This is a genomic window from Mesorhizobium sp. CNPSo 4688, from assembly GCF_057784295.1.
Genome location: NZ_JBWLUY010000008.1, coordinates 421,369 through 433,190, shown reverse-complemented (window position 1 = coordinate 433,190; position 11,822 = coordinate 421,369). Strand labels below are relative to the sequence as shown.

The 11,822-nt window shown below is 59.2% G+C and carries 7 protein-coding genes and 1 pseudogene; 6 read left to right on the top strand and 2 right to left on the bottom strand.

Going from position 1 to position 11,822, the window contains the following annotated elements:
* A pseudogene (locus AC04SH_RS18065) lies at positions 1–210 on the bottom strand (glutamine--fructose-6-phosphate transaminase (isomerizing)); the annotation flags it as partial.
* A 328-nt stretch (positions 211–538) separates the two neighbouring features.
* Between AC04SH_RS18065 and AC04SH_RS18060 the strand changes: the two are divergent.
* Positions 539–907, top strand: a complete 369-nt coding sequence (locus AC04SH_RS18060) for a hypothetical protein (protein ID WP_488576036.1) — start codon at positions 539–541, stop codon at positions 905–907.
* Between the two features lie 1,140 nt (positions 908–2,047).
* Here AC04SH_RS18060 and AC04SH_RS18055 read toward each other — a convergent pair.
* The gene (locus AC04SH_RS18055) at positions 2,048–2,230 is read right to left on the bottom strand and encodes a hypothetical protein (protein WP_477232961.1); all 183 of its coding nucleotides are present in this window, start codon (positions 2,228–2,230) and stop codon (positions 2,048–2,050) included.
* A 1,422-nt stretch (positions 2,231–3,652) separates the two neighbouring features.
* Here AC04SH_RS18055 and AC04SH_RS18050 point away from each other — a divergent pair.
* The 5 genes from AC04SH_RS18050 (at position 3,653) to AC04SH_RS18030 (ending at position 11,810) form a co-directional block, all read left to right on the top strand.
* Positions 3,653–4,030 (top strand): VanZ family protein, encoded by a 378-nt coding sequence (locus tag AC04SH_RS18050; RefSeq protein ID WP_477232962.1) that lies wholly within the window; start codon positions 3,653–3,655, stop codon positions 4,028–4,030.
* Positions 4,031–4,518: 488 nt separating this feature from the next.
* Entirely contained in the window at positions 4,519–7,257 is a 2,739-nt protein-coding gene (locus AC04SH_RS18045) for an AMP-binding protein (RefSeq protein WP_488576035.1), read from the top strand.
* The gene (gene nadE / locus AC04SH_RS18040; protein ID WP_488576034.1) at positions 7,254–8,237 is read left to right on the top strand and encodes an NAD(+) synthase; all 984 of its coding nucleotides are present in this window, start codon (positions 7,254–7,256) and stop codon (positions 8,235–8,237) included. The genes AC04SH_RS18045 and nadE overlap by 4 nt, the downstream gene beginning before the upstream one ends.
* A gap of 4 nt (positions 8,238–8,241) precedes the next feature.
* Complete coding sequence (gene asnB, locus AC04SH_RS18035) at positions 8,242–10,260, top strand: asparagine synthase (glutamine-hydrolyzing) (RefSeq protein WP_488576033.1); 2,019 nt, start codon at positions 8,242–8,244, stop codon at positions 10,258–10,260.
* On the top strand, positions 10,257–11,810 hold the full coding sequence (locus AC04SH_RS18030; protein ID WP_488576032.1) for a class I adenylate-forming enzyme family protein: 1,554 nt from the start codon (positions 10,257–10,259) through the stop codon (positions 11,808–11,810). The genes asnB and AC04SH_RS18030 overlap by 4 nt, the downstream gene beginning before the upstream one ends.
* Positions 11,811–11,822: the final 12 nt, after the last annotated feature.

The following is an 11,822-nucleotide window of genomic DNA, read 5'->3' as shown; positions in this document are numbered from 1 at the left end:
GCCGATGCCGATCGTGCCATCGAGCGGCTCGTCTTTCAGCCGGCGTTCGAGGTTGATCAGCTTGCCTTCGGCGCGGCGGCGGCCGAGCGCGCCTTTCTCGACGGTGGCGACGCCGGCCGAGTCATAGCCGCGGTATTCCAGCCGTTTCAAAGCGCCGACAATGAGCGGCGCGACCTGGTGCTGGCCGACAATCCCAACGATGCCGCACATGGCCTGCTCCTATTGTCAGCGAACCCTGGCCGAGTTGCTGCAACAGATACATTACCTCTGCTTGATCACGACCTGATCGTTCAATCGAAGGAGCAGATTAAGGTTAATCTGACGCCGAACAACGGCGCACCTGTGAAGGGAATAGTGATCTGCTACGGCTATCGGCTCAGAATGTGGCGTATGATCACCCCTGGGTGGCGACCGCGAGCCTCTTGGCCCTATGGTGCGGAAAAGGACCGAGCATCTCTTCAGAGGCTGCGTTACCTGGTTGAGAGAAGGGCCTATGTGATTTAAGGGGCGCAGTCGTAGTCCGGTGCAAAGGCAGCAGATGAAACAAACTCTTACCGGTGACGGTCGCACAGTGGGCGCCGTTATGCTCATTCAAGGATTGCTAGCGCAAATGATCGCACGGCATCCCGAACGCGACCTCATTCTCTCGGAGGTGCAGCACCTCGTGAATGAGATGAGATCGCAAGCATCCGATCCTTTTTCGGAAGGAACGTCTGACCAGTTCGTGTTTCTTACCGAGGTTGCCGAGGGCATGGCAGACACACTGGCAACTATCACCGCAACTGCCCAAGCACTCGTGGTGTCGTCGGCACCTGAAACGGAAGACCAGGCAGACGAACGAAAGCCGCGAAAGAAATCGCCTCCGAAAAGAGACCGCCAGCCGGTGCCAACTGGCAGCCTTAAATAGCCTGAGAGGGTCCCGCGTTTGACAGGCCATCGATCTGAGGTCGTAGGCCGCTAGCAAGCAGCCCATCCCAATCGATGCGCCACCTCGGTGCATCCAATGTTTCTTCTTTCACACGCCAACCGGCCGCCTCTCGCATCGAGAAAAGGCTACCAAGCCTGGCCTGGCCAACCCGAAGACGGAGCGTTCGGCCGATGCAGATCCTCTCGGGTTTTGGCCTGAACGATCCTTCGTTTAAATGCTTCGCTGAAATCAGGAGCAGCGCAAACATCTTTGGTCAGCCGGGGTGCTTGTTGCCCTCCGGTGAGGCCCGGTGCGCTTACTGTCTCCCCCGACATGAGAGCGCCGGGCCGCTGCAGATCACCGCAGCCTGTCAAAGATCGGGCATGTTCTGGTTGTACGTGGCCGAGAAATTCCAGTGCGCCACGCACTTCGCTGCTTGGTCGAGTCCAAGCGATAGCGATGATTTGGACACCCCAGCTTCGTACCAGCTGTCGACCGACGCGCGGCTTCCGAACCGAAAATCGCAGCTTAGGTCAAGCCCAGTCGATGCCAGCCTTTCCAAAACAGGAAGGAGTACTCACGAACTGGCTTGCCTGCGCCCTTCCTTGGCTGCCCTGTACTCGCCTTCCCAAGGTAAGCTTTCAAAGTCCGGCCTATACCCACGTTCGCGATAGTGAGCCGCGTCGACGTAGCTGGCTTTCTTATCTTCCATCACACATGCGCATGGAGGATTTCCCGGACACCTGTAAAGGCCTGTCGCTGTCATGGATGTTGCTTCCTTGTACTAATTGGCCTCGGTGCCCAAAAATTATCCTAACCTGTCCAGATAGAGCAGTGTTTGTGCCCGGCTACCACTAATGCGCTGACAGCAACCCAACGCCAGAGACCGAGAATTTGGAACTCCCGCCTGAACTATCGACATTCCGGTGAGCCATTTCATCGTTCGAAGACATGAAGAAGCAAAGCGCCGTGCGGAGCGACAATTGACAGGGACGGTCCGGCGGACCGCCTGATAGCCTGGTTTTGTATTGGCGGCCTGATCGCCCAGTCTTGCCGGGCCGCGCATCCGGTTCGTGTTGCACCGGCGTCAGGTCCGACGGATGGCTGGCCGCGGACGCTCTGCCGAGCATATCGCCATTCTCAGCCAACTTCGCGGTCGCGACTTTCGAGCGCCTCAAGCATGGTCGTGAACAGGCTACCCACCTCCTCTGAAATCTCTTCGGGCGGAATTCCCGCCTCTCTTGCATCTGTGGTTGCTCGTTCAGCAAGGCCTCGCGCCAAATTTGGATCAGATGACGAATGGTGCGGAAGATTGTCGTCCATCCATCTCTGCAGAAAGTTCAAGCCCCGCACGCTCACTGCGAAACCGTTCTTGGTCCTAGGCTTTGTGGTCTCAATATCGGCAATCGAACCTCCTCAGGTCACTTCAGCTGCGCGTGAGTACTCGCCTTCACGGCGGACTACCCAGGTTGCATTTGTCGGCAGACACAATCAAGACGGTTAAGTTTTCCACTACTATAATTTGTTTGCCCCAGTTTTGTTCCTACCCAATTTCAACCGCCGCCCCTATGGTCCGCTCATGGAACGACGACACACCATCCGAAGGGGCGCGGACAAATTGTGGGAAGTCTACGACGTAGACGACCAGAACGTTGTCCATATAGACGGCGTTCCCTTGGCCCATTTGCAAGACGACGAAGCCTTGGATGCCTTGGAGTTGCTGGAAGGCGGGTTCCTGGTTCCCAGTGACTTACCCATGACTGGCTGAAGCCGTTTTCGCCGATCGCTAGTAGCTACCGCCAAACGCAAAAGCTCACCTGCCGTAGCGATTGCCGAAGACAGCGAAGCACCGCTGTCCTGAATTCCGTCGCTCACGTAATTCGTTCGCATGTTTCGCTCGCATTTCGCCCGGATGCATAAATTGGTCAGCCGGCGCCCCAATGCCCGCCGGTTAGGCCCAGCGGCCGGCCGCTGCCCAGTCCCTACGCGAGCCGCTGGGCCATCCCTACAAATGCAGGACAGTCGTGGCTCCCTCGAAGAAGATAGCGCAGGGTACATGTTGGAGTAAGTGAAGCTCTCCACATTGTGATGGTTTCAAGATCGCCCGCACTGCGGACTCGGATTAAACAGCGGCGGCAATCCGGCACGACCCAAGTTTTGTTGTAATCAACCAAGACGTCTCTGACACATGTGCGATCTTTAAATGCACCAGCACACAGGGACGTACAGGCGGGGAGATCGTGCAATGGTCGGTGTTAGGGATACGCTAAAATCTGAGGCTGAACGGATCTCGATCGACAAGCACACAAGGGCTGACGAACTGCGTCGCGAGCTAACCCTGCATGACGAAGCCAGGGCAAAACTGAGAGCCGATCTCGACAACAACACCGCTGCAGGTTCGCGCGTATACACCTACAAGGCTATTGTTGAGGGGGTGGCTCAATGTCCGCGCTGTTGGATGCTCCATGGAAGACAAGAGCCCATGTTGGATCAAGGCAGCATCGAGGAAGGCAGTTCGCTCAAGTGCCGAGCGTGTGGGTTGCAGGTGTCCTCGGGATCGTGAAATCTCCGACCGGCGCCGGCAGACAGCAATCGGTTCCCAGGCGCATGGCCATGGTTTGCGAGATCGTCATTCATTTGGCCGATGCGTCGGCACGCTGGAGGACGGAAGCTGAAAATTGCTGCCGCCAGTTAACGCTGCGCCATCGATGGCTGCAGCAATCTCGGATCAAGGATTAATGCCGATTGTTGCGCGTAGACTCTTATCCGATCGTGGCAAGGACGGCCTTTCCGTTTACTTTGGTGGGTGTTCTCTTGCTCGCGCTGTTGCCTGAGCGGCTCCTCGAGATTCTCGACATGGCCTTCGCGTCCAATCATGACAAGCTCAACCATGCTGCCGCCTTCGCGGTTTTGGCGGCCCTTGGCAGCCTCGGCTGGCCCGAGCAAAAAACAAAGCTGGTTGTTTTTCTGCTTCTTATAGGTGCCGCGATCGAGATCCTTCAGGGCACGCAATTGATAGCGCGCGACAGGGATGTATTCGACTGGCTTGCCGACGGCGCGGGCATGATCTGCGGCCTGGTCGTCGCGGGCTTGATAACGAGGCTGGCTGGCGCACTGCGATAAGTGTGTGGTGGATGCCGGGTTCGCTCAGGGGTAGCAAAGCGCGGGCCACACGTCGCCAACAATTCTCAAAACTTGGCGTTTGAGACGTGTCCCGAATTGCCCACACGATGGGCGATAGACGGTGTTGCTTGCGCTAGAGCATTTCACCGTTTCACGGAAACGGCGAACCGCTCTATCTTTTTGTTTTTACGCAATTTCCGGACGCAAAACCGCACACACTTTTCCCGGAATTGCTCTAGCGAAGGCTTGAGGTGTCGGCTGCACTGGCCATCGACCGTGTTGACGACAATCTCGTCCAGCTCGATCGGCTGGTTGGACCGCATCGATTACGCCTGGCGTCTGATTACTAGCCGCAACGGACGGCGCCCGGCCAGCCCAGCGAACACACCCCATATGCGCCGCGAGTATTTCTCAGCATCATCAGAATGATCGATGAAAAGATTTAGACGGGCGGCGATAAGTGACCTTAATCTCAGCGTGAGCCAGCCATGTCACCAGCCAATTTCGGATCTGAAAGGGTAATTGAGGATCCAGAGTCGGGTTTTCAACCAGCGGCCTCCGATACATGGTCGAACGTGCCAGAATATGCGCTCGATCAGGGCGGTCCCGTTCTGCGTCCTTATCGTCGGATGGGCGCGGACTTTGCCGATACTGCCGTCTTCGATCATCTGCGAAGCATCGCCGGGCAGTATCCCGAAAAGCTCGCAGTCAGCGACGGAACCAATCGCTTTACCTACTCGGAACTTCTGTCGGCCGTTGAGGCCCTGTCCAGCCAAATCGCCACCGTTGTTCCCGACGGACAGGCAGTCGGGATCCTTCAAGCAAACTCGGCCTTCTACCCGTTGGCAATGCTGGCAAGTATGGCTGCCGGGCGACCTTCGGTACCACTGAACACCAGGGATCCCGACTCCAGAATCAATGCAATCGTGGCTGCGGCGCGGCTATCGGCTGTAATAGGCGATGGCGACATACGCCCGACGGGTCTGCCGCAAGCTGTCCGTTGGATCGATGTCGTGCCCCGCGCTATGCCGAAAATCGATCGGATACCCCAGTCCTTTTCCGTCTCCGTCGATTCGCCGGCAATCGTGCTCTATACCTCGGGCAGCACCGGGCGCCCCAAAGGCATTGTCAACAGTCAGCGCAGTCTTCTGTGGCGTGTTCAGCAATATGTCGACGCATGCCACATCGACTCAACTGACGTCTTCTTGCCCCTGACGGGGCCAGCCACGATCGCTGGATGCCGGGAGGTGCTCGCTGCGCTTCTCACAGGTGCCACTCTTCATCTTGTCGAGGTCGAAGCGATAGGCTTGCGCGCCCTTCTGGGCCGGATCCAGTCCGAAGGCGTGACGGTCACTTATCTGGTGCCGGCGCTGCTGCGCGCACTCCTGGCAAATAGGTCAGAGGATGCCTTCCGCACACTGAGGGTCGCTCGAATTGGAGGCGAGAAGGTTTCGTGGGCTGATATTGCGCTGCTGCGCCAAGCGGTCTCGAGCGACTGCCTCGTCCAGATCGGTTACTCATCAACCGAGACCACTGGCTCACAATGGTTTTTGCCGAACGACTGGCCAGAGCAAGGCGCGTCGGTGCCGGTGGGCTGGCTTCTTCCAGGAATTACATTTGCGATTGTCGATGAGGAGGGACGGCGCGTCCCGCCGGGCACGACCGGAGAGCTCGTGATAAGAAGCCCATATGTGTTGCTTGGCCATTGGGAAAACGGCGCAGTCGTGCCTGTGGCCTCGGATCCAAACAATCCCACCCTCCGCATCTTTGAAACCGGTGACCTCGTCCAGTTGGACAAGCATGGCCTGCTCCAGGTCGTCGGCCGCAAGGGACGCCAGATAAAGATCAATGGCCGACGCGTCGAACCGGCAGAGCTGGAACAGGTATTGCGCAGCGTGCCCTCTGTTCAGGACGCCGTGACTATTGTGACAGCGGCTACCGAACTCGTCGCCTTCGCAGTACCTCGTGGCCCGGCCAGTTCCAACTTTTCCGACGACCTTCGCCAGCTTGTCAGAATGACTCTGCCCCCACCTCTATGTCCCTTGAGGTTGCATGCGCTGACCGAAATTCCACGCATGCCGAACGGAAAGGTCGACATAGCGAGGCTTGCCGCGTTGGACAGTGCAAGCATCAGGACAGACCCCACTCCGCAGGTCTCGAATGCCGGACGCGAGCAGAATGTCCATCAGGTGGTGCAGCGGGCCTGGACCAAAATTCTCAATACCCGCGTCGCCGCCGGGCGTTGGGATGATGCAGGCGGCGATTCGCTGAAGCTGTTGCACTGCGTCATGGAAATCGAGGGTGTCATTGGACAGGAACTCGACCTCGAAGCCTTCACCGTCGGGATGACCTTCGACGAGATGGTAAAGGCGGTTGCTACGGCAAAGGCGGGCAACCAGCAAGCCAATGCGCGCAAGGACCACGTTCCAATTCTTTTTCTGCTCCCCGGGTCGGTCGGCTACGGCCCAAGCCTTGCCGCCTTCGCATCCTCCATGGGCAAGACGGCGCGAGTGGTCCCGGTCCGGTATCCTGCCCTGGCGATGATATTGCAGGGCGAAGACACCGTCGGCGCCATGGCTGACGCCGCACTCGCTCAAATAAACCGCGCCCAGCCTGCGGGTAACGTACGACTCCTCGGTCATTCACTCGGCGGCGTTGTTGCTTTTGAAGTCGCTTCGCGGCTGCTGGCTGTCGGAAGAACCGTGAAATTTCTGGGCATCCTTGACACCAGCCTTCTCGGCGAACGGAGCACCTATCGGGAGACGATTACCCGCACATACCATCGAATCCGAACCAATCGCATCACGGCCTACCGGATGGCTTGCCGTGCTCTTGCAAAAGTCACGGTCAGGATGGGCTACGAGGCGCAAGTCGCTCGCATGCTCGACCGGTATGCACAGGATAAGTTCAACGCGACAAGCTTCAGGGCCAAACTGGAACTTCAGGAAGTTTTGAGAGCCCGAGCCTTCTGGCAGTGGCTGCAGATGCCAAAGCCGACACTGCCGATCACGGGCACCCTATTCCGTTGCGCTCGGCCAGGAATGCCTCGAGCCATTGGCTGGGACAGCGCTTTCGCAGACCTGGATGTGATTCCCATCGTCGGCAGCCATATCGATATGGTCTCAGAACCTCATGTCGCCTCGAACCGTCCCCTCATCGAGGCGGCCGTGGCGCGGACTTATCTGCCAGAAGAGTTTCGCCAGGAGGAGGACAGGTCATCGACGTGATCTCAGGATTCGGCAAGGATACGCTGGTGCTCGATCCTCGTGCGGAGGTCGATCGCATCATTGAAATCTTGCGCCAGCAGGTCTTCGGCACCCTCCGGCGCCGAGGGGTGGTTGTCGGACTCTCCGGGGGGATCGACAGCTCCGTCGTCGCGGCCCTTAGCGTTCGCGCGTTCGGGAAAGACAAGGTCCTCGGCATATTCATGCCGGAGCTCCATTCCTCAGGGGACTCGCTAAGGCTTGGCCGCACGGTGGCAGCGCAACTCGGCATAGCCTCGATCCTTGAAGACATCACGCCGGCCTTGGAGGGGATCGGCGCCTATTCCCGCCAGGTCGACGCGATCAGGACCGTCGTTCCGGCCTATGGCGACGGCTGGAAATGCAAGCTGGTGATGGCATCCGTCCTTGAGAGCAACGGCCTCAACATAACACGCCTCACGGTCGAAGACCCCGAGGGCAATATCGACACTGTTCGTTTGTCGCCAGCAGCCTATCTGCAGATCGTCGCCGCCACCAACTACAAGCAGCGGGTGCGCAAGATGACGGAGTACTATCACGCGGACCGTCTCAACTTCGCGGTGGCCGGTACGCCAAATCGGCTGGAACATGACCAGGGCTTCTTCGTCAAACAGGGCGACGGCATTGCCGACGTGTTGCCGATCGTTCACCTCTACAAAACGCAAGTCTATCAACTGGCGGAATACCTTGGGATAGACCCCGAAGTTCGCAGCAGACCGCCGACCACGGACACTTTCTCGATGGCACAGAGTCAGGAGGAGTTCTATTTCGCGTTGCCGTACCACCTGACGGACTTGTGCCTCTATGGCGTGAACCATGGCATTTCCGCCGCCGAGGTCGCCACGGTTGCCGGCCTCACCGAAGACCAGGTCCAGAAAGTCTTCAAGGACATCGAAAGCAAGCGGCGCGCAGCGCGTTACCTTCACGCCAGACCTCTGCCGGTCACTGCAATGGACGAGGGCTGACGGGATGTGCGGCATCGCCGGTATCGTGGCGCTGAGCACTGCTGCGGCATCCCCGTCGCGTGAGGCGCTGCTGCGCATGGCGGGCTCGCTCGCTCACCGCGGCCCGGACGAACGTGGCCTCTACCGCGACAAACGCGCGGGCCTGGCCCATGCCCGCCTGTCGATCGTCGACCTGTCGAGCGGCCAGCAGCCGCTCGCCGACACCAGCGGTACAACGTGGATCGTCTTCAACGGCGAGATTTTCAACTATGTCGAGCTCAGGGAAAAGCTGGTCGCACTCGGCCATCGCTTCCGCACCCGCAGCGATACGGAGGTGGTCATTCACGCCTATCGCGCGTGGGGCGAGGCCGCCTTCGAGCGCATGAATGGGCAATGGGCAATCGCGATCTGGGATTCGCTGGCCGGTCGTCTGGTTTTGTCGCGTGATCGTTTCGGCATCTGCCCTCTGCATTTTTGCGAGCATGCCGGTCGCCTTTATTTCGCCAGCGAAGTGAAAGCCATTTTTGCGGCTGAAGCGGCTGTGCCGAGAGCCTTCGATCCAGCCGGCATCGACCAGACTTTCACGCTCTGGACGGTGGTTCCCCCGCAAGGCGTATTCCAGGGGGTCAGCGAACTCAAGCCAGGGCATGTCCGCATCTACGAGAACGGCACTGTCCGCGAGCGGGCCTTCTGGAAACCTTGCTATCCCGACGCTTCCGGCTCGCATCATGAATTTGCCGGCTCGCTCGATGATGCAGTCGACAGGGTGCGTAGCGCCCTGCAGTCCGCGACGTCACTCAGGATTGAGCAGGCAGATGTGCCGGTCGGCTGTTACTTGTCCGGCGGACTCGACAGCTCTCTTGTCGCCATGCTGGGAAGAGGCATCGCAGGAAACCGCTTCCAGACCTTCTCGCTGCGTTTTGACGACGCCGAATATGACGAGACCCGTTACCAGCGGCTGGTCGCTGGCGCGACGGGCAGCGAGCACCACGAGGTGGTGGTTTCGCGCAGCGACATTGCCGATATCTTTCCTGAGGTGATCTACCACACCGAGCGCCCAATCCTCAGGACGGCGCCGGCGCCCCTGCTCCTGCTCTCAAGGCTGGTGCGAAAGCACGGCATCAAGGTCGTGCTCACGGGTGAAGGGGCCGACGAAATGTTCGCTGGCTACGACCTGTTCCGGGAAGGCAAGGTGCGTCGTTTCTGGGGGCGCCAGCCAGAGTCGACGCGACGCGCGCGACTGCTGGAGCGGCTCTATCCGTATCTCACCCGCTCGCCGGTCCATCAGCAGGCGATGGCGCGGCAGTTTTTCGGGCGCGATATCCAGGCCTATGATGGGCCAGGCTTTGCGCACGACACGCGCTGGCGCACCACCAGCGCCGTCAAGCGATTGTTCTCGACCGATATGCGGGCCGAGACAGAACAGCGCAATACGGTGTCTGAGCTTCTGGCTCGTCTGCCCGCCGAGTTTTCGGGCTGGGCGCCCCTGGCACAAGACCAGTATCTCGAGGTTCAAACGCTGATGTCGGGCTATCTGCTTTCGTCGCAAGGGGACAGGATGCTGATGGCGAACTCCATCGAGGGGCGATTCCCGTTCCTGGACGATGACGTTGTAGAACTCGCGAATTCGCTCCCGGCAGAATACAAGCTGCGCGTCCTGGACGAAAAGCATGTGCTGAAGCGGGTGGCGAAACCCATTCTGCCGCCCGAAGTCGTGGCCCGCAAGAAGCAACCGTACCGGGCACCGAATGCTCTGTGCTTCATCGCCGATGATGCACCGGCCTATGTCCGCGAAGCGCTTTCGGAGACGGCGGTACGCGAGACAAACGTCTTCGATCCGAAGTCGGTCGCGCGCCTGCTCGGCAAGTGCCAGGCCAGGACGGTCGACGGAGATCTGTCCAACTCCGATAACATGGCGCTGGTAGGCGTGCTGTCGACCCAACTCCTTCACCAGCAGTTTATCGCCAGCCGCCCTGGCACCACGCGAAAGATTGAGCTCAGCGTCGATGTTGACCATGAGCGTCGGGAAGAGGTGTTGGCATGATGCATGGCGCGATACCGCTGTTGCACGACTATCTCAGCCACTCGGCCGCCCGGCTCAGTGAAAAGGTGGCGTTGGTCTGCGGACAGCAACGTCTGACCTATGGCGAGATCGAGGCACGCGCAAACGCTGTCGCACAACATCTGGCAGACGCCGGGGTCATACGCGGCGATCGTGTGATGATCTTTGCCGACAACACAGTCGAGACGGTCGTCAGTTTCTGGGCGGTGCTAAAGGCGAATGCCGTGGTGTGCATCGTCAACCCGCTCACCAAAAGCGACAAGCTTGACTACCTGCTCAACGATTGCCTGCCGACGGCGCTGATAACGGACAAGCACCTGCATTCGGTCTTCAGCGAGCCCGCGCGCAAATGCCCGTCACTACGCGGGGTTATCGTCTCCGGGTCCATCGATGACGCCGAGTTGATGCAGTTGCCTAATGCGGTGCGCTGGGACGTTGCGGCCGCCGGCCACGGCACGGCGCCGGTGCGGCGCTGCATTGACATCGATCTGGCCGCCATCATCTACACATCGGGGTCGACAGGCGAACCCAAGGGCGTGATGTTGACGCACAGGAACATGATGACGGCGTGCACGTCGATCGCCTCATACCTTGAGCTTGGCGAGGACGAAGTGATCCTCAATGTCCTGCCGCTGGCCTTCGATTACGGACTGTACCAGATGCTCATGGCGTTTCGCACTGGCGCCCGGCTGGTGCTTGAGCGCTCATTTGCGTTCCCGGCGCAGATCCTTGGACTGATCAAGCAAGAGCGGGTCACTGGGTTCCCCGGCGTGCCCACTATCTTCGCTGCCCTGTCGGAGCTCAAATCGCTGAAAGATCAAGATTTTTCGAGCATCCGCTATGTTACCAACACGGCGGCGGCTCTCCCGCTCAAGCACATTCTGATGCTTCAGGAGCTGTTTTCGAGCGCGCGCATCTATTCCATGTATGGCCTCACCGAATGCAAGCGCTGCACTTATCTGCCGCCGGAGGATCTCGAGCGAAAGCCGTTGAGTGTCGGGATCGCCATTCCGAACACGGAAATGTGGATCGTCGATGAGGACGATCGACGGGTCGGCCCCGGCGTCGTTGGCCAACTCGTCATCCGCGGCGCGACGGTGATGAAAGGCTATTGGGGCAAGCCGGAGGCGACCGCCAGAAAGCTCAAACCCGGCCCTCTGCCGGGCGAGCAGGTCCTGTATACCGGCGACTACTGCCGGATTGATGCGGAGGGCTACCTCTACTTCGTGAGCCGTGGCGACGAGATCATCAAATCCCGAGGCGAGAAGGTTGCGCCGAAGGAGGTGGAGAACGTGTTGATGGATATTCCGGGGGTCCGGGAAGCCGCAGTCATCGGCGTTCCTGACGACCTTCTCGGGCAGGCGGTGAAGGCGTTTGTCGTCATGGAGCAAGGAAGAACCATCGGCGAAAAACAACTGCAGAAAGAGTGCCAGAAACGACTGGAAAATTTCATGGTCCCGAAGTCGATCGTTGTTGTAGCCAGCTTGCCAATGACGGACACGGGAAAACTGAAGAAAACGGCTCTGTCATGAGCTGATTTGTGT

Excerpts from the sequence above, each read along its gene's own strand:
- AC04SH_RS18060 (WP_488576036.1), top strand. The coding sequence starts at position 539 with ATGAAACAAACTCTTACCGGTGACGGTCGCACAGTGGGCGCCGTTATG.
- AC04SH_RS18055 (WP_477232961.1), bottom strand. The coding sequence starts at position 2,230 with ATGGACGACAATCTTCCGCACCATTCGTCATCTGATCCAAATTTGGCG.
- AC04SH_RS18045 (WP_488576035.1), top strand. The coding sequence starts at position 4,519 with ATGTCACCAGCCAATTTCGGATCTGAAAGGGTAATTGAGGATCCAGAG.
- asnB (WP_488576033.1), top strand. The coding sequence starts at position 8,242 with ATGTGCGGCATCGCCGGTATCGTGGCGCTGAGCACTGCTGCGGCATCC.
- AC04SH_RS18030 (WP_488576032.1), top strand. The coding sequence starts at position 10,257 with ATGATGCATGGCGCGATACCGCTGTTGCACGACTATCTCAGCCACTCG.